Raw genomic sequence first — 24106 nt, 5'->3', positions numbered from 1 at the left:
CAAATCTAAAGCCACGACTTTTTTACAAGCCCAACCTATCAACTGTGTAACTGCCGATCGCCGAAACCGACGATCGAGAAGCGACACCGAGCATTTGTTGATGGCATTTTTTGCGAACCGCCCACAAAAATTAATTCTACCCGAAAGTTTGCGGTTTTGACTGTTGCCAGCCAATAATCCGGGCGCTTTCGGGCAGAATTTAAAGTTTGGTGATTCAGCGCGCCCTGGAGGACTTGAACCCCCGACATCAGGTTTTGGAGACCTGCGTTCTACCAACTGAACTAAGAGCGCACAGGTGAGGTTGCTGAAATTCGCTTAACCTCTAGATTTCTATTTTAACACAGTGCGCTCTTAAATGGGAAACTTTTTTTTGAAATTTCTCAATTTCCCATGAACCATGAACCAAGGGGAAGCTGGGTGCATTCCTACAGGGAGCGATCGAACCGCTGTTTGACGCGAGTAGCTTTGCCCACCCGATCGCGCAGGTAGTAAAGTTTTGCTCTGCGGACTTTCCCGCGGCGCATCACTTGGATCGTGGCGATGCGGGGCGAGTGAATCAAAAACACCCGTTCCACTCCGACGCCCTGAAACACGCGGCGGACGGTGATTGTTTCATTAATCCCGCCGTTACGCATGGCAATCACAGTCCCTTCGTAGGGCTGAACCCGTTCTTTGTTACCCTCTCTAATTTTCACGCCGACTCGCACTGTGTCGCCCACGTAAATTTCCGGGAGTTGTTTATTAAGTTCTTGCTTGACTCTATTTATTTCTTCCGTTTCGATAGAACGGATTATTTCTGCGCCTTTCATGGGATTTACCAAAACTCACAATCCCTTATCATATATCGAAATGCCCGTTTTATGTCAAAAAAATTCTATGTTAAATACCTCTGAGGTCGTATTTCTGCAACTGGGGGCAATGGCTGCACTCGCCTTCTACGTCGCCGCCAACTTGGGGGCAAACGATGTCGCTAACTCGATGGGGACATCCGTAGGCTCGAAGGCGCTAACGCTGCGGCAGGCAATAATTGTTGCAGGCATACTGGAGTTTTCCGGCGCAGTGCTGTTCGGGCAAGGCGTTTCCGAAACTCTGGCAACAGGAGTTGTGAATGCACAAGTGTTCGCTGCCCAACCGCAAGTATTTTTAATCGGGATGGTGTCAGTGCTGATAGCTTGCGGGATCTGGCTGCAAATCGCTACCAGTCGAGGTTTGCCAGTTTCTTCATCCCATGCAGTGGTGGGCGCGATCGCGGGTTTTAGCTGTGTTGCAGCCGGAATTAATGCAGTTGATTGGCGAACCATCGGCACCATCTCCCTAACTTGGGTGGCGACACCTGTTGCTAGCGGTGCTTTAGCCGCGCTGTTTTACAGTGTGGTGAAGTATTCGATTCTCGATCGGCCAGATCCTCTATCTCAAATGCGCGAGTGGATACCTTGGCTGAGTGCAGCAATGCTGAGCGTATTTGGGATAATTGTACTGCCGTCTGTTGTGGATGTTGCTTTGGTGCAGACAGGGGCGATCGCCCTAGCGCACGATCGATTTGGCTGGAATCTTCCCATTCACGATGTTGTCATTGGCATCGGGAGTATTGGGGCGATCGGCCTCACACTCAATAGCTGGAAAAAATTAGAATCAGTTGAGAAGGAAGAAGAAAGAAGGAAGAAGGAAGAAGGAAGAAGTACAAACTCCTCCCCCACTCCTACACTCCGTCACTCTCTCATCGAGCAACAAATGGCGAGATTTCAAGTCTTGAGCGCCTGTTTTGTAGCATTTTCCCACGGTTCCAACGACGTAGGAAATGCCGTTGCTCCCCTAGCTGCGATCGCCTACATCCGGCGCACAGGTTCCTTTCCCTCAGAAGATTTCAGCGTTCCCCTGTGGATTTTAGTCGTCGGAGGCGCAGGAATAGTCATCGGTTTAGCCATCTGGGGCAAAAATGTAATTGCCACAGTCGGCGAAAAAATCATCGAACTGCAACCAAGCGGCGGATTTTGCGCGGAATTAGCCACAGCCACCACAGTTTTGCTAGCATCCCGCTTCGGTTTGCCAGTTTCCACATCCCACGCTTTAGTCGGTGCAGTTGTCGGAGTCGGGCTGATCAAAGCTTGGAAATCAGTACGCTTGCAAACTTTGCTGTCCATTGGTTCGGCTTGGCTGGTGACAATTCCGATCGCAGCAGGTTTGGCTGCTATCATCTTCAGCATCGCGCAATCCATTGGGCAATTTTAGATTTTAAATTTTAGATTGAGGAATTTGATCCCACATTCCGCACCCTCAACTGTCACACGGGGGATTTTGGTGTTCTTGGTGGTAGTAAGCTTGCTCAACCTAGGTGAGACTAAGCACTAATACTTAAGTCGAATTAGCTGTCAGGCTCAGGATGAACTCAACTTGTCATTAATTTCTGTTAATTGACAATAACTAGGGAGAAAAAACAAGCACTCCCTGAAAAATCATTAGTTTTTTCCGTTCAGCCTCAGCAGCCCGTGTGACAGTTGAGGGTGCGGAATGTGGGCTTTAAACCTCCAGTCTGCATATCAACGCTACGTTTTCGACCACCTGTTTTTGGAGCAGGGATTAGTTGTGATAATACTTCCCATTGCTCACAAGTCAGATTGTGTGGTACGCTCGATTCATGGCTCTCGTAACTCTGTCATACTGAAGTGTTATTTCTAATGATAGGATAACCGTTACATAAGCTTTCTTACTTTTCAGACATCCACTAAGCAGGTTCCTATGGAAATACCAAAAAGAATTACTCTCAGAGTTGGCGACATGAACACCGTGAGATTACCAGGACTAGGAGCGGCCGGTTATGCCTGGACTCACGAGGTTATTGAAAACAGTGGTTTAATCGAGGTGTCCACTGGGCGAGGCGGGAGTCCACAACCTGGTGAGGCTGCCCAGCAAATTATGGGTGCTAGTGTAGATGAGCTAATCTATATTCAAGCTCTAAGAGCAGGACGCTCTAGAATTCGCCTCATTCAAAGGGGACCTGGGAGATCTGACCAACCACCATCCCAGGAACACATTCTTGAAGTTGATATTAAAAACTAAATTGAGGATATTTATCGCTCATAACTTCATTTAACGAACTGAACGCTCAACTGCAAGCTTCCTTTGCTCGCTGGGCAGCTCAACAAACTTCTCTCTTTCTACTCTCCGATTAGGTCGAGTGCTAGATAAAGTTGATCTCAGAATCGTCTGAGCCAATTTTCCTTTCATAATTGACATCAGTGCTGCAACTTTTTCAGGCAGTTTTTGTTTGTTGCGTCTGTTTATTGTCAATTAAAAGCATTAATGATAATGACAGCGCACTCTCTCCTAACTACCTTTCTGACTTAAGTATTATTGCTTAAGTAAATGGCGAGTTGCTCAGCTAATCCACCGCTTTGGTAGCCACAGCCATCCTTGTGACAGTTGTGGGTGCGGAATGTGGGTTTGATCGCAGTCAACAGTCAACAGTCAACAGTCAACAATCACGGATAGTGCAACCGGAATTGAGAGAATTCATCTGCGTCAATCTGTGTTTATCTGCCCTCATCTGCGGTTAAAAAAAGAGAATGTAAACCGCAGATGACAATGGATTGACGCGGATTCACGCAGAGGTCGAGAATAGGGGGAATAATTCCGATTCTAACAGATTTGATAGGATTTCTAGTTGCACAAAGTTTGCTTCTGGTGCTCACACTTTTTTTACCTCCTCACTACAAACACGATCAAGGTGATATTACCGGATATGAGATTGCCCACTTCTTCATCACTAATCATAATTTCCCCGCTCGAACCCGATTTCGACGCACACTAACCCGGGTAAATCAATCACTTAATTCCCGATCCAAGCAATGCTTTAGCTGTTGAGCCAGCACTTCAACATTGGGCTTTCTCAACATAGTAAGGTGATTCCCAGGAACTCTAATCACCTCTACTTTTTCCGCCGTTAATTCGCTCCACCCAAGAGTCGGATCTTGATGACTCATGCTTAGCTGTTCCTCCGATCTAAACAGAGTAATTCGCTGCGGATAAATTTTCGGTACATAGCTGATAGTTGCTTGACTGTTAGCCTGAAATACAGTAAACATCGAAGGAATTGCCAGCTCGCGCCAGTTGGGTTTTTTTGACTCTTGAGATAAGATGCTAACCATAACAGCCTGTTTCCAATTCCAGCGATGCAAAAAATTAGCTGCCAAATTAAGCATTTTATTTAATTTAGGAAACCTGGCCGCAATACCACCAACTTGCACATTTTCCGCAGCAGCCACCAAGCGAAAATAATCTACTACAAAAGGCCAGATAGAGCGCGAAACAGTAGTCAGAATAAACTTGCAGCCGTCCCAAAAAGAAGGTTTGTTAGCAGAAACCGGCGCTAAAGTATCCAGCACAGCAAGTAAAGCCACTTCATCCCCCGCTGCGAGCAACTGTTGAGCCATCTCAAAAGCAACCAAACCTCCAAAAGACCAGCCTCCTAAAAAATAAGGCCCTTTTGGTTGAACGGTACGCAAGGCTGCGATGTAGTCAGCCGCCATGTCTTCAATGCTAGTTAACGGAGAACTTTCGCCGTCAATCCCCTTTGGTTGCAGCCCGTAAAACGGTTGATTTTCTCCTAGCCCAAAGGCTAACTCGCAATAAGGAAATACGACGCCAAAGATGGGATGGACGCAGAAGAACGGGGGATTTTTACCGCGAGGCTTAATTGCAACTAAAGGCGACCATTCCAGAGAATTTGTTTCTGAAGATAGCGAATCGGCTAAACCTTCAATTGTCGGATTTAAAAAAAGAGCAGACAGCGGCAACGCGCGCTGAAATTGCTGGTTGATCTCATTGATGAGGCGGATTGCCAGCAGGGAATCTCCACCCAAATCGAAGAAGTTGTCGCGAATGCCAACGCACTCTGCGTTGAGGATTGTGGCCCAAATTTTGGCGAGGGTTGACTCGGTTGGTGTGCGAGGTGCAATGCAGCTTTTATCTATTGAATTGCTAGTTAGAGTTCCCGGTGCAGGTAGGCGCAGGCGGTCAATTTTGCCATTGGGAGTTAGGGGCAGAAAATCCATCGCCACAAAAGCACTGGGAATCATGTAATTGGGCAGTTGTTGTTTGAGTAAGTTGCGTATTTCCCCGGGATTAAGCGTCTGATTGTGATTGGGGACGACATAAGCAACTAGGCGTTTGTTGCCCGACAAATCATCCACAGCAACCGCCGCTGTTTCTTTGACTGCTGGATGCTGAACCAGCAGCGCTTCAATTTCTCCCAATTCTATTCGATAACCGCGAATTTTTACCTGTTCGTCAGTGCGGCCTAAAAACTCAATATTGCCGTCGGGAAAATAGCGAGCTAAGTCACCAGTTTTATAAATTCGTTCTCCTGCTTTCTGGCTAAACGGATTAGCAATAAATCGCTGGGCGGTTAATTCGGGGCGGTTCAGGTAGCTTCGCGCCAATCCGCTGCCGCCGATGTACAATTCACCGGGAATTCCAACGGGTACAGGCTGTAAATTTTTATCTAAAATATAGAGTTGAGTGTTAGCTATTGGGCGGCCGATTGGCGGTTTTTTGCGTGAAGCGAAGCTATCCCGCAGGGAATCGCCAATTTCGGCCAAACTTGACCAGACTGTCGCTTCTGTAGGGCCGTAAGCGTTAAAAAATCTGCGCCCAGAAGCCCAGCGTTTAACAACATCCGGGGAACAGGATTCGCCCGCACAGATGATTGTTTGCAGTGCGGGAAGTTTGGCGTTTGGAAGGACAGCTAGCAGCGAGGGGGGGAAGGTAGCGTGAGTAATAGCATTGTCCTGCAAAAATTCGATTAATGTTTGTCCGGGCAACAAAGATTCTTTCTTGGCACAGTAAAGTGTTGCTCCGGTTCCCAAGGCCATGACAATCTCAAAGATTGAGGCATCAAAACTCAGGGAGGCGAATTGCAAAATGCGGTGATTTGAGTTTAAGTTAAAAGCTTCTTTTTGAGCTAGGGCTAAGTTGTATAGTCCCCGATGTTCGATTAAAACGCCTTTGGGTTTTCCGGTTGAACCCGATGTGTAGATGACGTAGGCAAGGTTTTCCGGTAGGATATTTGTAGTTGGATTTTCGGGGCTTTGTTGAGCAATAATTTTTCTGTCCGAGTCCAAACACACTACTGAAAAAACTCCGTAATTTTCCGGCTGCGTCAATTTTTTTGCTAAGTGCTGCTGAGTTACCAAAATCGACACCTGAGCATCTTCTAACATGAAGTTAAGCCGCTCTTGAGGATAAGTTGGATCTAAAGGCAGGTAGGCGGCGCCTGCTTTGATAATGCCTAGCAATCCGACGATCGCATCTAAGGAACGTTCTACACAAAGGCCCACTAAAATTTCTGGTGCTGCTCCCAATTGCTGCAAGTAATGTGCAAGTTGGTTGGCTCGGCTGTTGAGTTGGCGGTAGGTTAACTGCTGGTTTTCAAAGACGGCGGCTACAGCATGGGGCGATGGCGCGACTCGCTCTTCAAATAGCTGATGGAAACACTGGTTTTGCGGATAATCTCTCTGAGTGTCATTCCAATCGATTAATAATTGCTGGTATTCTGGCGCTGTCAGCAAAGCCAAGTCGCTGAGGTGCTGTTTGGGATTGGCAACAATGGCTTCCAGCAGCGTTTGGAAATGTCCCGCCATGCGCGCAATTGTGGCGCTATCAAATAAGTCCGTGCTGTAGACAAATTGCCCTTGAATACTTCCTGCATCTTCCCACAAGTGGCACTCTAAATCGAGCTTGGCGGTTCCCGCGTCAAAGTCGATCGCCTCTCCAACGATTCCCGGCAATTCTAGCGCTGCTACAGGAGTGTTTTGCAGGCTGAAACTAACTTGAAATAGGGGGTTGCGGCTCAACTCGCGATCGGGGTGCATTTCCTCAACCAACTTCTCGAAGGGCAAATCTTGGTGAGCGTAGGCTGCCATTGCGACGTTTTTCACCCGATGCAATAATTCCCGAAAAGTTGGGTTTCCTGATAAATCTGCACGCAGCACCAAACTGTTGACAAAAAAACCGATTAATGCTTCTATTTCGCTCTGGTTGCGATTGGCGATCGGCGTTCCTACTGCAATATCTACTTGTCCTGTATAGCGGTACAGCAAAGTTTGAAAAGCGGCTAGTAGAGTGATAAATAAAGTCGCGCTTTCTTGCTGGCTCAATGACTTTAGCGCCTCGCTCAAAGCAGGTGATAGTGTTATAAATTGTTTGGCGCCGCGATAGGATGGAACGGCTGGTCTTTGCCTGTCTGTTGGTAGATTGAGTGCGGTAATTCCGTTTAACTGCTGCCGCCAATAAGCTAACTGCGTTTCTAATACTTCGCCCTGCAACCATTGGTGCTGCCACTCTGCAAAGTCGGCGTACTGCACGGGCAGTGCTGGTAAGTGCGATCGCTCATTTTTTACAAATGCTGTGTAGAGCGTTCCTAGCTCTCGAATTAGGACTCCAATCGACCAACCATCAGCCACAATATGATGTAAATTCAGCAACAATATATGTTCTGTTTCACTGAGTTTTAGGAGCGTTACTTTGAATAACGGCCCGGCGGCTAAATCGAAAGGGCATTGTGCTGCATCGGTTGCGAGTTGCAGCGCTGCGGTTTCCTGCTGATTTGGCGCGAGATTTTGTAAGTCGATTGTGGGGAGGGATACGGTTAAAATGGGAGCAATAATTTGTACGAGTTCCCCTTCCAAAAGCGTAAAAGTGGTGCGTAAAGTTTCGTGCCGCTGCACAATTTCGTTGAAGGTTTGCTCTAAGGATCTGAAGTTGAGGGAACCTGTTAAGCGGAGTGCTGCTGAGACATTGTAGAAAGGATTGCCCGGTGCTAATTGATTGAGGAACCAAAGCCGCTGCTGGGCAAAGGATGCCGGGAAGACGAAAACTTCTGTTTCTTGCTGCATATTTATCGAAAGTGTACCCTGTTCAACAGCGCTCCTTTTTATTTACTTTCTTGATTAAAAGATGATAGCTTCATCCGCCGACTGTCCCGAGAAATCGCCACTAAAGCAGGAGCTTTAATATTAGCATCGCTCTCTTTTAAATTCTCCACAATCTTAGATAATTCTGCAATTGTCGGTGCTTCAAAAACGCGGCGCAAAGGCAACTCTACCGCGAAAGCATCTCGCACTCTAGAAACAAGCTGAGTCGCCAGCAGCGAATGGCCTCCTAATTCAAAGAAATTGTCCCGGATACCCACTCGCTTTATCCCCAAAACCTCAACCCAAATTTTCACTAAAACTTCCTCAATAGAAGTCTGAGGCGCAACATAACCGCCAGCCCATTCTAACTTAATCGGCTCCGGTGCAGGCAAAGCGAGGCGATCGACCTTTCCGTTAGGCGTCACAGGTAGCGACTCCAGCACCACAAAAGCCGACGGAACCATATATTCCGGCAGTTTTTCTGCTAGATAAGCCTGCAACTGTGGCACTAATTTACGCGCTGCTTTAGCTTGTAAGGGATTGTTAGCATAAGAGCGCCAAGGACGCAAGTTATCGCTTCTGGTTTCTGTCACAAAATCTCTAGTTTCGCCCCGTGCAAACACTACATCGTAGCGCCCTTGACTGTCGGAATTAGACCAACTAATATTCACATTATACGGAACTTCCAAACCATACCACACTTCGGGATCTACTCCTAAATCCTCGACTTTTTCCACGGCTTTCTGCAACTGACCTGCTGTTGGAAATTTATCGACAACAGACAGCAATTCTGCCGCCTTAACTGCTGCCGTTACCCGCGCATTAGGCACATTAGCAATTCTTAAAACATCGAGTTGATTTTGCAATAATATTTGTTGCACCTTGGAAACAGTCAGATTCTGATTTTCCTCCAACCAATCCAGCCGTTTTTCGGCCCTGCACTCCCCTTTTGGCGATGATTTGTGGCGTGCTGTTTCAGACGCAATATGCAGAATCGCATTGTAACGAAAATCAGTTAACTCATTGTGATAACTACCGCGAATTAATTGAATCTCTACGCCGTCAATCTGCGGAAATCGCTGCTTTAATGCGCCAAAAAAATCTGGATCAATAACTAACTCTGTTTCTTGAAAAATTTGCATTTGTACTCGCTGCTGCAACTGTTCGGCCGCGAGAGAAGGTTCGGCTTGATACAGTTGTACGGAAGCGTGGAAAGCTGCCAGCAACGGCAAGCTGCGGACATCTCCGATGAATATAAAGCCGCCGGGAGCAGTTGCTTTCACCGCACCTTCTAGCACCTGCACGAGATAGTCGATATTTGGGAAATATTGCACGACAGAATTGAGAATTACCGCGTCAAAAGCTGCTGTCTCTACTCCTTCAAAGTCTGTCGCCATTTTCTGAAGCAGCGTTACATTAGCTAACTCTTGATTTGCCAAGTGCTGCCGAATATAGTTGAGCGAAATAGGTGAAAAGTCTGTTCCGCAATATTGAGTGCAGCGAGAGGCAATTTGGAACAGCAACAAACCTGTGCCGCAGCCAATTTCTAACACTCGGCTAGGCTGCAAAGCTAAAATTTGGGCGGCTTGATTTTTCGCCCAGTCGCGCATCTGTTCTGCTGGGATTGGCTGATTAGTATAACTGCTATTCCAGCCGACAATATTAAAGGTTGGATCTGAATCAACAGCAGGTTGATTGTAAGTTTCATTGTAGAGCATTTGCCACTGCAAAACCTGTTCGTCCTGCAATTGCATTATTTGGTTTTTTTCGCTGGCACTGCTATATTCTGGATTCAGGGCAATATAAGCTACTAAACGTTTATCTCCATGTCCATCTTCCGAAGCTATTGCTACAGTTTGCTGCACGGCCGGATGTTGAGTTAATACTGTCTCGATTTCTCCTAATTCGATGCGGAAACCGCGAATCTTTACTTGTTCGTCAATGCGTCCTAAAAATTCAAGGTTGCGATCGCCTCTGTAGCGCACTAAGTCGCCGGTTTTGTAAATTCGCTCTCCTGAATTTGGTTTAAAAGGATTGGGAATAAAGCGCTGTGCGGTTAAATCTGGGCGGTTGAGGTAGCCGCGAGCGAGTCCGTTTCCGCCGATGTACAATTCGCCAACAACGCCCACTGGTACGGGCTGCAAATATTTGTCTAATATGTAGATTTGAGTGTTAGCAATGGGGCGGCCAATTGTCGGGGCGATGTCTGTTTGCTCTGTTGCAGGAATATAACCGGAAGTTGTGACGACGGTGTTCTCGGTTGGGCCGTAATTATTTACTAGCTTAAATGGATGGGATTTTAAAGGATGTTGTTGCAGTTTTTCGCCGCCTGCGAGCAAGATTCGCAAAGCTGTATTTTGAGGCGAATCTAATAGCAAAACTTTCTCGGCTAAAGGTGTTGGCAAAAAGCTAATTGTAATGGCTTTTGATACTAACCAGTTTTGCAGTTTTTCAGGATCTCGCCTGATGTCATCTTCTGGAAAGTATATGCTAGCTCCCGCCGCGAGATAAGGCCAAATTTCCCACCCGCAAGCATCAAAGCCGATCGCTGCTATTTGCGTTGCTCGATCGCCCGCTGACACCCCAAACTCTCTTTGATGCCAAAAAACGAGATTTAACAAGCTCCCGTGCTCAATTTCCACTCCTTTGGGCTTTCCCGTGGAACCGGAGGTGTAAATCGCGTAAACCAGATTTTCGGCTGTGACTGCGCTGGTGGGATTGTCGGCGATTTCTTGGGAAATCATCTCCCACTCTGTGTCTAGAAAAACAACCCTTGGATGGTGAATTTTATCCTCTGACTGTGTTTCTAAATTTTGCACTTCGCCATCATCCACCAGAGAATAAATTCCCTGGCTCATAGCTGAAGTCGGCTGAAGCCGACTGGAAACTTGTCCTCCTTCAGTCGTCTTTAGACGACTTTCGCTATTAGACAGGGAATTTATTCCCTGGCGGGTAAGCAATACTGACACTTGAGCATCTTTTACCATAAAGCTCGATCGCTCAGCAGGATAGCTCGGATCTAAAATTAGGTAAGCTCCTCCCGCTTTCAGGATACCCAACATCCCCACAATCAGATCGAGCGATCGCCCGCAGCAAAGCCCGACTAAAACTTCCGCCCCAACCCCTATTTTTTGCAAATAACGTGCTAGTTGGTTGCTGCGGAGATTTAGCTCTCGATAGGTGACTCGCTCCTCTCCAAATACCAGCGCCACCGCATCCGGTGTCCGATCGGCCTGCATTTCAAATAGCTGATGAATGCACAAATTTTGCGGATAATCGGCCTGAGTGTTGTTGCCTTCAACTAACAAATGATAGCGCTCTTTTGCGCTCAAATATTGCAAATTTGCGATTCGCTGTTCGGGATTTGCAACAATGCTTTCTAACAAGGTTTGAAAATGCCCGAGCATTCGGGTAATCGTAGCTTCATCAAATAAATCGGCGCTGTAAATAACCATGCCGCTGATACCCTCCGAGCTATCAACCCACAGTTTATTGCTGGGCGATTGGTTGCTTCCCGAGCTGTTGGGCGATCGCTCCCACAAATGAAACTCCAAATCAAACCGCGCTGTACCCACATCTAACTGCTGCGGGCTGAGTGTTAATTCTGGCAATTCTAACCGATTCCCCGGCGCGTTTTGCAGCGCAAACGCCACCTGAAATAAGGGATTTTGGTTCAACGCGCGATCGGGGTGCAGTTCTTCTACTAACTTCTCAAACGGCAAATCTTGGTGAGCGTAAGCTCCTAATGCTACCTCTTTGACTCGGTTTAAAAGTTCCCGAAAAGTTGGATTTCCCGACAAATCTGTACGCAGCACCAAACTGTTGACAAAAAAACCGATTAATGCTTCAATTTCACTGCGGTTGCGATTGGCGATCGGCGAACCTACAACAATATCTTCTTGCTGGGCGTAATGGTAAAGCAACGTTTTAAAAGCTGCCAGCATTGTCATAAACAGCGTCACTCCTTCGCGCTGGCTCAACGTTTCTAAAGCCTCGCTCAGTTCTTTTGGCAGTTGCAAAAATTGCCTTTTGCCTCGGTAACTTTGAATTGCTGGCCTGGGTCGATCCGCAGGCAAATTTAGCATAGAAATGCCGTTTAACTGCTGCCGCCAGTAAGCAAGCTGCGTTTCTAAAACTTCCCCTTGCAGCCATTCGCGCTGCCATTTGGCAAAATCAGCGTACTGGATCGACAAAGCCGGTAAAGGCGAAGGTTTTTCGCTAGCAAATGCCGTGTAAAGTGCGCCTAATTCTTGAATAAGCACTCCGATAGACCAACCATCGGAGACAATGTGGTGCATATTCAGCATTAGTAAATATTCGGCATCATCTAACTGCAATAATGTGACTCGCAGCAACAAGTCATTGGACAAATTGAAAGAGCGTTGAGCTTCCTCAGTGGTGAGCCGGTTTGCTTCAGTTTGTCGAGATTCCTTTGGCAACTTTCGCAAGTCCACTACATTAATCGGGAGGTGGAAAGCAACAGCTATTCTCTGAACAGGTTGCCCCGAAACTACTGCTAAAGTCGTGCGTAAAGCTTCGTGGCGGCGCACAATTTCATTGAAGGTTTGTTGCAGCGCCGAAAAATTGAGCGAACCTGTCAAACGCAAGGCTGCGGGAACATTATAAAAAGGATTGTTCGGGACTAATTGGTCGAGAAACCACAAGCGCTGCTGTGCAAAGGAAAGGGGTAGATTTCCTTCCCGCCCCATAGAAACAATCGGTGTATGAGTTAAACTAGAAGTACGATTAGCTGCTTTTAAAAATAAAACTATCTCGGCTTTTCTCTGAGAAATTTGGGCGCGCAGTTCTGGTGTAATAATTCCTTCTGGAGCGTTGCAGCGCAGGATCTCGCCCTCAACAAAAATATTAATATCTAGAGTGCGAAGGTAAGATAAAAACTCAACTAAGTCCACCGTGACAGAATCTCTGGCATTTGGCGATGAACTCGATATTTTTGGATCGGGCATTTTGAGTCATCCTGTGATTACTTTTGCAAATATAAAATAAATTCCACCAGCGCACAAGCTAAGAGCTTAACTTACCCCTTGCCTACTGTGGCCTAACCTCAGTATGATTCTGTTTGAATCCGCAACCCAAATTCTACCCAAGGTTTCAGCTTATGCCGTTCATGCCCTTCAATTTCCTGTTTCTATGGCTGGTGGGACTGCTGTCCCTCGGGGTACTTGGCGGAGGTATATACATTATTTACGAATGGTACATCGGCGAACTTGTAGGAAATTCCTACTTAGTCAGCGGAGTCTTGATGCTTCTTTGGTCTGTTGGTGGCCGCTTTATCAGTTTGCCCCTGTTCCGCCGCCCCGGTGCTGACGAACCGAAGCCGACGCGGACGGGTACGGTTCAGCGAGTAGAGAGGCCTGATGGCACTATTTTACAAGTAGAATTCTACGGCCCAGAGGACGGACAGCCGATTATCCTCTCCCATGGTTGGGGGCCGAACAGTATGGTTTGGTATTACGCGAAACGCCAACTAACCGATCGCTTCCGAGTGATTGTTTGGGATCTTCCTGGTCTGGGAAAATCCACTCGACCAAAAAACAGCGACTACTCCCTAGAAAAATTTGCCCGCGATCTCGAAGCCGTCATTGCCATAGCAGGAACTAAACCTGTTATCCTACTCGGACACAGCATGGGCGGCATGATTGCTCTAACATTCAGTCGGCTTTTTCCAGAACTTCTCGGTAGTCGAGTAGCTGGTTTAATTCTGGTAGATACGACTTATACTAATCCCCTCAAAACCGCTATTTTTAGCGGTTTATTACGCGCTTTGCAAAAGCCGCTGCTTCAACCAATGCTCTACCTCACCATAGCTCTTGAACCCATTATGTGGGGAATGACTTGGCTGAGCTATCTCAATGGTTCACTGTACATCAGTGTAGAAGTATCGGGATTTAAAGGCACTGAAACGCGCGGTCAATTAGATTTCTCAGCTTTCTTATCAGCCTTGGGTTCTCCCGGCGTTCTCGCTCGCGGCACACTGGGAATGCTCAACTTTGACGAAACAAAAACTTTGCCATCAATTGACATTCCTGTGTTGGTGATATGCGGCGATTCAGATATTGCCACTACCCCCCCAGCTAGCCTGCGAATGAAAGCAGAATTACCTCAAGCAGAGCTAGTTACTATACAGAAAGGAGGACACATGGCATTAATCGAGCATAACCAGAAGTTTGCCGAAGCTGTCAGGGCATTCTGCACTGAAATTTCGTGACTAAAAATGTGAGTTAAAATCCTGTAGGTTCTGGCTGTGGCAGCCTTAAAATTCGGCGTTGCACAATTTGAGGATGGTTCTTGTCGGGTGTCCCGCCTGCCCGGAAAATACACCGGACGGGCGGGACGCCCATCCCACAAAACAATCAAAATACTCCCCCAATTATGTAAGGCCTTAAAATTCCACATCTTCTCGATCATTTTCGTCGGTTCTGGGAGTATCCAAACCAGTCGCGGCCCAGCGCATTGTTTCAATGTATTTTGCCAGACTCGCCACAGTCGGAGCCTCAAACAAACTGCTGACCGGTAACTCGACTTGCAAAGCGTCTCGGATGCGAGAAATCAACTGAGTTGCTAACAGGGAATGCCCGCCTAGCTCAAAGAAATTATCGTAGATACTAACCTGCTGTTTTCCCAAAACTTTAGCCCAAATTTTTCCCAGCATTTCTTCGATATCAGTGCGAGGCGCTACATAATTTTCTGTTAGATCCTCGCTGTCTGTATCTATATCAGGCAAGGCGCGGCGATCGACTTTGCCGTTGGGCGTCAGCGGCAGGGACTCCAACACTGCATAAGTTGGAGGAACCATATATCCTGGTAACTTTTCTTTCAAAAATTGGCGCAATTCACTTGACTTTAGATTGTGAATCTCTGATTTTTCATTAATGCCGTCAGGAACAACATAAGCTACCAAATGTTTATCATCTGGGATGTCTTCCCTTACAATTACTACTGCTTCGCGCACTTGTGGATGCTGGCACAAAGCCGCTTCAATTTCTCCCAATTCGATGCGGTAGCCGCGAATTTTTACTTGGTCGTCAACGCGGCCTAAAAACTCGATGTTGCCGTCAACCCAATAGCGACCTAAATCACCTGTTTTATAAAGGTACGAACCAGGTTTATTGCTAAAAGGATTAGGAATAAATGCAGCAGCAGTTAAATCTGGTTGGTTGAGGTAGCCTTTCGCTAGTCCGTCACCGCCGAGGTACAATTGACCTATAACACCGATCGCCACCGGCTGCCAATCCGCATCGAGGAGATAAATTTGCGTGTTGGCGATCGGGCGGCCGATGGGGATAGATGTTGCGGCTTCGGGTACGTCTTGCACGCAATAATAAGCCGAAAATGTGGTATTTTCTGTAGGCCCGTAAACGTGAATTAATTGAGGGGTTGGCGCCTGTTTTAGAACTTTTTTAACCCATCTCAGATCGACCGCTTCTCCGCCAAACAGCAAGCAGCGCAGCGAATTAAAAGCTTGCGGTAAAACTCTAGCAATTTGTTGAAATAAGGCAGTTGTTAAAAACAAGACGGTGATGCCTTGTTGGCGCAGTTCTAAGGCTAAATCGTGAGGCGAAAGGGTAATATTTGTGCTAATCCCCACGAGTTGAGCGCTGTTAAGCAAGGCTCCCCAAATCTCGAATGTGGCTGCATCGAATGAAGCGTTTGATGCTTGGGCAATTTTATCGGTAGGTTCTATTTTTATATAGTTTGTGTTGAGTACCAGCCGATTTACTGCTTTGTGGGTGACAGCAACTCCCTTGGGTTTTCCTGTAGATCCAGATGTGTAAATAACGTAAGCTAGGTTGTCTGCGGTTACGGTGTTGGCGGGATTTTCGGCGCTTTCTTTGGCTATGTGTTCCCAGTCGCGATCGAAGTAAATCACCGAGTTTGAGAAGTCTCGGAAATTCTCAATCAATTTATCTTGAATTAGCAAGACTTTAACTTGAGCATCTTCCAGCATCAAGTTTAGCCGATCGCGCGGATAGCTCGGATCTAACGGTAGGTAAGCTCCTCCCGCTTTCAGTATAGCCAACATCCCGACAATTAGGTCGATCGATCGCTCTGCACAAAGCCCCACTAAAACCTCCGCCCCCACGCCCATTTTTTGTAGGTAGCGCGCCAGTTGGTTGCTGCGACTGTTAAGTTCTCTGTAAGTCAGGTGCTGGCTGTCGAAAGTTAGGGCGACATCTTCCAGATGCTGCAGGGCTCGCTCTTCAAATAACTGATGAATGCACTTATTTTGAGGATAATCTGTCCGAGTATCGTTCCATTCTTTGAATAATTGATTCACTTCATCCTCGCTCAATAAAGGTAAGTTAGCGATTCTTTGTTCTGGATTAGCAACAATGCTTTCCAGCAGCGTTTTAAAATGCCTCAGCATTCGGGCGATGGTAACTTCATCAAATAAATCTGTATTGTACACAGCTACGCCTCTGAGCCCTTCCGCATCTTCCCACTGTTCGCCGTATCTGCTCCTAAAATTATCGGAAGCTTCCCACAAATGCAGCTCTAAATCAAAGCGCGTTGTTTGAGTCTCCAAATGAAAATAACTCAACTTTAATTCTGGCAATTCTAGCTCATCCAGCGGCGCATTTTGCAGGCCGAATACTACCTGAAACAGCGGGTGGCGATTCAACGATCGCTCTGGGTGCAATTCCTCGACTAGCTTCTCAAAAGGCAAATCTTGATGAGCATAAGCTCCCAGGGTTACTTCCCGCACCCGGCCCAAAAAATCTCGAAATGTCGGGTTTCCCGAGCAGTCTGTTCGCAGCACTAAAGTATTGACAAAAAAACCGATTAATGCTTCTATTTCGCTGCGGTTGCGATTGGCGATCGGCGAACCTACCACAATATCTTCTTGTTGCGAGTAACGGTAAAGCAAAGTTTGAAATGCTGCGAGCACTGTCATAAATAAAGTCGCTCCTTCTCGCTGCGAGAGCGCTACAAGTGAGTCCTTCAAGTTTTTTGGCAGTTCTAAATATTGAGTTTTCCCGCGATAATTTTGCATAGCTGGTGCAGGGCGATCGGTCGGCAAATTTAACACTGAAATCCCGTGCAATTGCTGCCGCCAATAAGCTAGCTGAGTTTCTAATACTTCACCTTGCAGCCATTCGCGCTGCCACTCGGCAAAATCGGCATATTGAAGTGATAATTCTGGGAGGGGAGATGGCTGTTGATTTATCAAAGCTGTATAGATAGCCTCCAGTTCTCGAATTAGCACACCCATCGACCAATCATCGGAGGCGATGTGGTGCATATTTAGCAATAGAATATGCTCGGTTTCTGTCAGCCGCAGGATGGTGATTCGCATCAGCGGCCCGCTGGATAAATTGAAAGGGCGAAGAGATTCTGCTGCGGTGAGTTTCTTTGCTTCTGTTTGCCGTTGTTCGGGGGGCAAATGTTGCAGTTCTAATAGTTTTAAATTAGTCTTGAAAGCGGGAGAGATTATCTGTACTGGTTGCCCTGATACCGCTGCAAAAGTGGTTCGCAAAGTTTCGTGTCGCTGCACTATTTCGTTGAAGGTTTGCTCTACGGCTGTTAAGTTGAGGGAACCAGTTAACCGCAGTGCTGTTACTACATTATAGAAAGGGTTTTCCGGTGTGAATTGGTCGAGAAACCACAAGCGCTGCTGGGCAAATGATGCCGGAAAGACACACACTTCCGCATCCTCAGAAATATTCAGGCTTTGTCGATCGTTTGTAAAGGAATTGTCATAAATTTCGGATGCCATATCTGTTGCTCTTGGGGGATGGGATGTGTTAATTTTTTGATGGCGCGGGGTGGCTTTTTCAGGGTGCGATCGCCTCTTAAAACTTTCGCGAGCAAAAGATCGGAACTGTTTAAATCATAAATCTGGGTGCGGGAGTGCGGGAGAAAGGCGGGCAAAAGAAACCGGATTTCTGGCCGCGGCATCAAGTTCTCCATTGAGGGGCTAGGAGTGCCACCCCCCAATCAAATTTAGTCGCGGAACGCGCTGTCACGCTTGTGATTCGGGTGCAATCGGGTGAGTTAAATGCGAGAATTACCGGGAGCAATCCGTGGAGTGGTCAAGCTGTAGTATGATTTTTAATTGCACAAAGTGTTCTTGGGGGGATGCCCTGCGGGATAGCTTTGCTTCACGCAATTTTCTCACATTTCTAGCTTAGCGACTACTATTGATTAAACAGTGTTCGCAATCTCTTAGATCAACTCACTAAAACTTGCGACCTGATTTGTCAACATACTTAAGAACACTGAACGTGCAGTTTAAATTAGAGGTTATAGGCTAATGGCGCAGCGGAACGTATACTCGTCAAAGGACGAGCCAGAGGATGCACAATCACCAGAAGAAGTCCTCCACTCAGTAATGCAAGAACTGGAAGCTTTGCATCAAAATGTCAAAGGTCAGTTAAATCAAGACATTACTCGGCTGCAAACTGAAAAAAATCACCTGATTGAGGATATTGAAGACCTCCGGGAGCAATATCGCAAATTGCAGTCTCAGCAAATGGAATCTCTGTCTGGGCGATACATTCAGCAGCAGCAATTGTGGCTGAAGCAGTTGGCTCAAGTTTTGGCTCACAATTTGCAGGATTTGTTGGTGCAGCGGTTCAACGAACTCAGCGCTAACTCGGGAAATTCTCTCAGCAGCCCTATTCCCAGCGGCGAGTTCCCGATACCCCTGCCGCCGAGCAACTACGACGAACGAGCCTCGGAGTTGTTGGCGGCGCTGGATGAAAGGATCGATCGCAGTTTCCAGATGCTGGAACAAGATTTGAGCAGCTATGAAAGCGAGCTTTCCGTGCGGCTCAACAATATGCAAACCCTAGAGCGGCAAGGGGAAGAGCTGTTACAAAATCTCGTAAACCGCATCAGGGAAGAACTTGAATCAGAAGAAGAATATCTTGAGAATCCTTTCGATGCTCAAGATTCTTATCCCGAGGAATCAACTAATTCTGTCCGCGCGCAAGTTCTGCCGCCAACACCTGCTCCAAGGCCGCAAGAATCCGTGCCGGAACCCTCTTCAGTGCCCTCTCCAGCAACCGCTAAAGCATCTTCTCAAGTACAGACAGGTTTGGTGCTGGCTTTGTCTTCGGCGGTCGTATTGTCGCTGTTTAATGTTTGTTTAAGAATTCTGATTAAAGGCAAAAATCCTCGGGTGGTTTTTGGCTTGTTTGAATTTCCGGGGGTGGTGACTCCAGGTTTTGGAAATTCTTTGTTGATTTTGTTGATGCGGCTGATCGTGGTGATGGCTTTGATGCCGATATTGGCGACATTTCTGTATCCTTCTGTCTGGAAAGATATTAGACGGTTGTTCCAGTCGGGCGATCGAGCTTTGTGGAGTAAAGTTTTAGGAAGCGCCTTTTTTCTGTTTTTGTCTCAGGTTTTGATTTATTTGGCGATCGGCAATATTCCAGCGGGGATTGCGATTACGATTTTCTTTATTTATCCGATCGTCACCGTACTAGGTTCTTGGATCTTGTTTGGCTCTCGCCCCAGCACAGTCGGCTTTTTGGCGATAGTGGGGATTACCGCAGGTTTGATTTTAGTTGGGTGGCCGAGTTTTGCGGCCCCAGCTCCGGGCGGCGGCAATGTCGGGGTGGGAGTCACGGCTGCACTGGCTTCTGGGATTACCTTTGCAGGTTACGTATTGCTGACGCAAATGGCCGCGGGCAAGCTGCACCCGATTCCTTTTAGTTTAGTTAATTTCGCAGCGATTTTTGTATTTTCCTCCCTGAGTTTGTGGGTGCCGCTGTCGGAAAATTTTTCTCCTAAAATCGACCAAAATGTTTGGCCTGGTTTGATTTTGGGAGGCGTTGTTTTAGGAGTGCTGACGCTGTTTAGCTATCTTTTGAATAATTTTGCCATCCGCTTTGCGGGGGCCGCCTTAGCGTCAGTAATTGGCACTTTGGGGCCGGCGATGACGGCACTTTTTGCGTTTATAATTATCAATGAGAAGTTGCAGCCTGTGGCAATTCTTGGCATGGCTGTGGTGACTTTGAGCGTGGCTGCTATGAGTGTGGAACGCATAATGGCTCCTCAGAAGAAGGCTAGTTAAGGGTTGAATTTGTCCTTCATAATAATAGATATCAGAACCCCGATTTTTTCCAAGTCGGGGTTCTGATATATATCCACTTTAAAATCTAAAATCTAGAATCAACTTTACCTATGACTACAGTCATTAAAATATCGCCCAACTTAGAGGATTTCCTAAAACTTCCCGAAACGGAGCCAGCTTCCGAATATATCAACAAAGAAATCATTCAAAAACCCAGGCCTCAAGGTGAACATAGCAGATTGCATGGTAAGCTTTGCAATGTCATCAACCAAATAGTCGAAACACCAAAGATTGCTTATGCTTTTCCAGAGTTGCGTTGCACTTTCGGCGGTGCATCACTTGTCCCAGATGTAGCAGTATTCCGCTGGGAAAGAATTCCCTTTCTACCATCTGGTAGAATTGCTAACCGCTTTGAAAGTTATCCAGACTGGGCAATTGAAGTTCTTTCTCCCGAACAAAGCCAAACAAAAGTGCTTGCTAAATTACTTGCTTGTTCGCAACAAGGCACTGAATTGGGGTGGTTAATGATTCCCGAAGAAGAAAGTATTTTAGCCGTATTTACCGGGCAAAGAGTGGAGTTGTACGAAGGTGCAACTGATTTGCCAATACTTAATGGAATTGAGTTAGAATTGACGGTTGAAACAGTTTTTAGCTGGTTGAGTTTTAGTTAAGTTAAAAAGAGCGTGAAGCGGAGCTATCCCGTAGGGAATTGCCATTTTTAAACAACCGAAAGAACCACTCGAAAACCCACAATACTAGCCTTACAATCCGGCTGATATCTGAGGCGGCACGCGCTGCGACAATTCGGAGGATGATCGTTCCAAGAACCCCCCCGCAACAACCTCAGCGAAGAGTCCCCGTCAGACTCCCAAACGCTGCCATCAGCAGGCGCACCGTTATAATTATTGTGCCAAGAATCCGCGCACCATTCCCAAACATTTCCGTGGAAATCGTACAATCCAAAAGCATTAGGTTGAAAACTGCCCACATCTGTCGTTTGAAAGCGATAAACTCCCTTCGGCGCATCAGCGTAATTAGAATTTCCGTTGTAATTGGCTAACTCGCTGGTAATCGTTTCCCCAAAGTGAAACGGCCCCGTAGTTTGCCCCCGGCAAGCATATTCCCATTGGGCTTCGCTAGGCAAGCGATAATTCTTACCGGTTTTGCGAGAAAGTCGATCGCAAAACTCCACAGCCTCGTACCAAGATACATTTTCTATAGGTCGATTTGCACCTTTAAAACGGGCGGCATCGGGATTGAGAAATATTTTAATTTGCGGCAGCGCCGCAACTGCTGTCCACTGAGCCTGAGTAACTGGAAATTTGCTAATATAGAAAGATCCTAAAGTTACTGGGTGCTGCGGTTTTTCGTCGCTATCACCCCGCTCTTTTGGAGAACCCATGAGGAAATTACCGCCAGGAACAGATACCATTTCCAGCACTGTACTGCTACCAAGATGTTCTTCAAAAAAACGCGCTTTGCCGCTGTTAACATTAGTTTGCTTCCCGCGCTTGTCTACTGTCACCACCTGAAATTCAAAAGTGCTTTTGACAGCGGCAATTCTCTGCGGTGCCTTGTTGGCAGGTGGATGGGTGTTGGGTTTTCCTCTGGGACTGACAGATATATTGCTATTGATTTTCCCGCTTTGATTGAGCGGAGTATTAATAGCAAGTGACCCTCCCTTTGTCACAGAAGAATTTAAAGCAAGTGGCCCTCCTTTTGTCACAGAAGAATTTAAAGCAAGTTGTCCTCCCTTGACAAAAGGGGGTTGGGGAGGTAAAGAATAGAGATTTAAAGCTTTGATTACTTCATCAGCCGATTGATATCTATTTTTCAGATAATCTTCAATTAACTTATCTAAAATTTTTGTCAACTCGCTGCTGACTTTTGTGCCGGCTGGCAACCGTTCTCTCCAAATCCAGCCGCCGTTTATCGGGTCATAAAGGTCATCGGAACCGTCAATTTTTGGCAAACATTGAGTTAGCAGTCTCAGGCAAGTTATCCCCAAACTGTACAAATCGCTTCCGGGGAAAACTTGACCGCGCATTTGTTCTATCGGCGAATATCCGGGCGTTCCTACCGTCGTGCCTACTTTGCTCATCAGCGAGCCTGTCACTTGTTTGGAAATGCCGAAATCTATCAACACTAACTCTCCCCGCCCTCCCCTCCGGAAAGCTGAATTGCGAAAATTTCCCGCCTTTGGCAGGGAGGAGCTAACAGAGGTGCGGCGACGCATGATATTCTCAAGTTTGATGTCTCGGTGAATGACATTGCGATCGTGCACAAATTTCAGAATTGGCAAAATATCTGCCAGTAACTGCCAAATTTTTTCTTCGCTAAAAACGCCCTGCTGAGTTAATTCTGCTAGTAAAGTTTGCCCCTCAATCAACTCTTGTACTAAATAAAGTCGCTTGTCTTGCTCAAAATAAGCAATTAATCGAGGAATTTGGGGATGTTCCCCGAGTTCGTAAAGTCGTTTCGCTTCTTGCTTAAACAATTCTGCGGCTTTTTCAAGTGCTGAGGTTCCTTGAAATTGGGGTACAAACTGCTTAATTACGCAGGGATCGTCCATGCGATCGGTATCTACCGCTTCATAAGTTCTGCCAAATCCCCCTTCCCCCAACAGTCGAATCACGCGGTAGCGGTTTCTGAAGAGAGGCGTGAGGTCGGACTGGCCGCAACTTTGACAAAATTTAGAGTTGTCGGGATTGAAAGGATGAGGACACCTGGGATTAGAACAGTAGAACATATCTGGGAAGAAATGATCCGGTTAAGGTTATGATATATCTTTTCGGCTTCCTCATGGAATACTAACAATTAATAATTGGTTATTGACAATTGACCGTAGGGAGGGCATTACCCGCCGCTTGTGTCGCCCCAAGGGAGAAAGTAGAAGGCAGAATTTAAAACGCCTATTAATCCAAAGAAAGGGATTTGAGGGCAAAAAATGCCAGCGCGATCGACCGATTTTAGCCACCCGCTTACCGCCGATATTCGTTTGGGGAGCATTGTAATTTCTTTACAGAGGCCAGTATAGTACAACTCGGCGATCGCCCAACCAAAAAGCGATCGCACTCAAAGAACTATCGCACTAGAAACTAAGAAAGTGATTTCAATAACCAATCCAATCGCTTCATGGGGGCGTAATAATTCTACAAGCTCGATCGTCCTTAAAGGCGATCGGGGGAATTACAGCCTGAAATGTCATATTTTTGCTGCATTTTACCAACTTTCCTGCTTTTGGTAAATAACTTTATTTTTAAATACTTTAACTACGAAAAAAACTAATAAAAACAGACCACAGCATGATACTGCCACTATTGTTTCGGTCATATTTGGTGAGGTGAGATGAATACGATAAATCCCTGCTCTTTAATCAAGGCAGAGAAGCTTGAGACACAAAATGGCATGAAATATAACCTGAATGTCTGCCAATGATCTCTTTTGCCTTTACTAGAAGAAACACTTAGCATCAGACCCGTACCGATTACAACACTTATACCAAGTGAATTACTCCATATCTTAACCGAAGGATCGAAATGAAAACAAACTACTACAACATACCAAATGAGATAGCACCAGAGAATAGCTTTATCTAATTTGATTTCGTAAAAATATTGAATCAACCAGTTCATAGGTCTAAAAAGGCTTTTACTTTTTCAAATTTTTTGATGAAGCCAACCAGGTGGATTCAACAATTAGGGATGGAGAGCAAAAGATTCTTCTAACGAGACAAAGCGATTCTTTTTAGCTCCCAACCATTTCGCTCAACGATGGTTACGGGTAAGGGAATATAAGATTTGAGTCTACCCGCCGCTGAAGTTATTTGCAGACCGTGTTGGCCGTCGCGTTGGGTTGTCGCCCCTGCCTGCTTCAGGAATTGCTCAACTTCCGCCAGCACCTGCGCTAAAACCTCTCGGTTTTCTTTGGCGCGGACAATGGCTCGGCTCAATCGCAGGAGCAACACGGGACGACTCCAGAGGATGAAAGCAGCAACCAAGATCAAAATCCCCAGTACCCGGAGAGTCACTGTAAGGGCAATTTCAGTGTAGTAGTCTTGAATGTCCCTTCTCACTGGAGTTTAGACTAAGCAGACCACAGGAGCGCGATCGAGTCTCCTGTTATGAACGTCAATTTTGAACGGCAAGGG

Annotated in this window: 13 protein-coding genes and 1 tRNA gene; 5 read left to right on the top strand and 9 right to left on the bottom strand. The window is 46.5% G+C overall.

The features are described 5' to 3' along the window. Positions 1–38: 38 nt before the first annotated feature. From QUA62_RS10025 to rplS, 3 genes are all read right to left on the bottom strand, one after another. The gene (locus QUA62_RS10025) at positions 39–248 is read right to left on the bottom strand and encodes a hypothetical protein (RefSeq protein WP_333214733.1); all 210 of its coding nucleotides are present in this window, start codon (positions 246–248) and stop codon (positions 39–41) included. Next, positions 219–291, bottom strand: a tRNA-Trp gene (locus QUA62_RS10020). The genes QUA62_RS10025 and QUA62_RS10020 overlap by 30 nt, the downstream gene beginning before the upstream one ends. Positions 292–425: 134 nt before the next feature. Next, positions 426–809 (bottom strand): 50S ribosomal protein L19, encoded by a 384-nt coding sequence (gene rplS, locus QUA62_RS10015; protein ID WP_190663914.1) that lies wholly within the window; start codon positions 807–809, stop codon positions 426–428. Positions 810–876: 67 nt separating this feature from the next. On the opposite strand from rplS, the gene QUA62_RS10010 reads away from it, so the two are divergent. Then, entirely contained in the window at positions 877–2229 is a 1353-nt protein-coding gene (locus QUA62_RS10010; protein ID WP_333403694.1) for an inorganic phosphate transporter, read from the top strand. Positions 2230–2736: 507 nt separating this feature from the next. Further along, positions 2737–3057 carry a protease inhibitor I42 family protein gene (locus QUA62_RS29350; RefSeq protein ID WP_445301653.1) on the top strand — a complete coding sequence of 107 codons (321 nt, stop codon included), beginning with the start codon at positions 2737–2739 and terminating at the stop codon, positions 3055–3057. 761 nt (positions 3058–3818) lie between these two features. Here the strand turns inward: QUA62_RS29350 and QUA62_RS10005 are convergent. Both QUA62_RS10005 and QUA62_RS10000 read right to left on the bottom strand, forming a co-directional pair. Then, the gene (locus tag QUA62_RS10005; protein WP_333403692.1) at positions 3819–7892 is read right to left on the bottom strand and encodes an amino acid adenylation domain-containing protein; all 4074 of its coding nucleotides are present in this window, start codon (positions 7890–7892) and stop codon (positions 3819–3821) included. Between the two features lie 38 nt (positions 7893–7930). After that, positions 7931–12877 carry an amino acid adenylation domain-containing protein gene (locus QUA62_RS10000; RefSeq protein ID WP_333403690.1) on the bottom strand — a complete coding sequence of 1649 codons (4947 nt, stop codon included), beginning with the start codon at positions 12875–12877 and terminating at the stop codon, positions 7931–7933. Positions 12878–13038: 161 nt separating this feature from the next. Between QUA62_RS10000 and QUA62_RS09995 the strand changes: the two genes are divergently transcribed. After that, a complete protein-coding gene (locus QUA62_RS09995; RefSeq protein WP_333289478.1) occupies positions 13039–14139 on the top strand; it encodes an alpha/beta hydrolase in 1101 nt (366 codons plus the stop codon). A 174-nt stretch (positions 14140–14313) separates the two neighbouring features. Here the strand turns inward: QUA62_RS09995 and QUA62_RS09990 are convergent, their stop codons facing one another. Together QUA62_RS09990 and QUA62_RS09985 are read right to left on the bottom strand one after the other, a co-directional pair. Next, positions 14314–17649 carry an amino acid adenylation domain-containing protein gene (locus tag QUA62_RS09990; RefSeq protein WP_333403688.1) on the bottom strand — a complete coding sequence of 1112 codons (3336 nt, stop codon included), beginning with the start codon at positions 17647–17649 and terminating at the stop codon, positions 14314–14316. Continuing rightward, a complete protein-coding gene (locus tag QUA62_RS09985) occupies positions 17598–17831 on the bottom strand; it encodes a hypothetical protein (RefSeq protein WP_333403686.1) in 234 nt (77 codons plus the stop codon). Before QUA62_RS09985 ends, QUA62_RS09990 begins: the two co-directional genes overlap by 52 nt. Before the next feature lie 355 nt (positions 17832–18186). Here QUA62_RS09985 and QUA62_RS09980 point away from each other — a divergent pair, with 355 nt between their 5' ends. Together QUA62_RS09980 and QUA62_RS09975 are read left to right on the top strand one after the other, a co-directional pair. Next, positions 18187–19956 carry an EamA family transporter gene (locus QUA62_RS09980; protein ID WP_333403684.1) on the top strand — a complete coding sequence of 590 codons (1770 nt, stop codon included), beginning with the start codon at positions 18187–18189 and terminating at the stop codon, positions 19954–19956. Between the two features lie 110 nt (positions 19957–20066). Further along, positions 20067–20627: a Uma2 family endonuclease gene (locus QUA62_RS09975; RefSeq protein ID WP_333403682.1), complete on the top strand. Its 561-nt coding sequence runs from the start codon at positions 20067–20069 to the stop codon at positions 20625–20627. A 47-nt stretch (positions 20628–20674) separates the two neighbouring features. Here QUA62_RS09975 and QUA62_RS09970 read toward each other — a convergent pair whose 3' ends face one another. Then, positions 20675–22705, bottom strand: a complete 2031-nt coding sequence (locus QUA62_RS09970) for a bifunctional serine/threonine-protein kinase/formylglycine-generating enzyme family protein (protein WP_333403680.1) — start codon at positions 22703–22705, stop codon at positions 20675–20677. 975 nt (positions 22706–23680) lie between these two features. Further along, complete coding sequence (locus tag QUA62_RS09965) at positions 23681–24031, bottom strand: hypothetical protein (protein WP_333403678.1); 351 nt, start codon at positions 24029–24031, stop codon at positions 23681–23683. Positions 24032–24106: the final 75 nt, after the last annotated feature.

This window comes from Microcoleus sp. MON1_C1 (assembly GCF_036701945.1).
Classification (GTDB): domain Bacteria; phylum Cyanobacteriota; class Cyanobacteriia; order Cyanobacteriales; family Microcoleaceae; genus Microcoleus.
This window is presented reverse-complemented; position numbering and strand designations above follow the sequence as displayed.

Excerpts from the sequence above, each read along its gene's own strand:
- QUA62_RS10025 (WP_333214733.1), bottom strand. The coding sequence starts at position 248 with ATGTCGGGGGTTCAAGTCCTCCAGGGCGCGCTGAATCACCAAACTTTA.
- rplS (WP_190663914.1), bottom strand. The coding sequence starts at position 809 with ATGAAAGGCGCAGAAATAATCCGTTCTATCGAAACGGAAGAAATAAAT.
- QUA62_RS10010 (WP_333403694.1), top strand. The coding sequence starts at position 877 with ATGTTAAATACCTCTGAGGTCGTATTTCTGCAACTGGGGGCAATGGCT.
- QUA62_RS29350 (WP_445301653.1), top strand. The coding sequence starts at position 2,737 with ATGGAAATACCAAAAAGAATTACTCTCAGAGTTGGCGACATGAACACC.
- QUA62_RS10005 (WP_333403692.1), bottom strand. The coding sequence starts at position 7,892 with ATGCAGCAAGAAACAGAAGTTTTCGTCTTCCCGGCATCCTTTGCCCAG.
- QUA62_RS10000 (WP_333403690.1), bottom strand. The coding sequence starts at position 12,877 with ATGCCCGATCCAAAAATATCGAGTTCATCGCCAAATGCCAGAGATTCT.
- QUA62_RS09995 (WP_333289478.1), top strand. The coding sequence starts at position 13,039 with ATGCCCTTCAATTTCCTGTTTCTATGGCTGGTGGGACTGCTGTCCCTC.
- QUA62_RS09990 (WP_333403688.1), bottom strand. The coding sequence starts at position 17,649 with ATGGCATCCGAAATTTATGACAATTCCTTTACAAACGATCGACAAAGC.
- QUA62_RS09985 (WP_333403686.1), bottom strand. The coding sequence starts at position 17,831 with ATGCCGCGGCCAGAAATCCGGTTTCTTTTGCCCGCCTTTCTCCCGCAC.
- QUA62_RS09980 (WP_333403684.1), top strand. The coding sequence starts at position 18,187 with ATGGCGCAGCGGAACGTATACTCGTCAAAGGACGAGCCAGAGGATGCA.
- QUA62_RS09975 (WP_333403682.1), top strand. The coding sequence starts at position 20,067 with ATGACTACAGTCATTAAAATATCGCCCAACTTAGAGGATTTCCTAAAA.
- QUA62_RS09970 (WP_333403680.1), bottom strand. The coding sequence starts at position 22,705 with ATGTTCTACTGTTCTAATCCCAGGTGTCCTCATCCTTTCAATCCCGAC.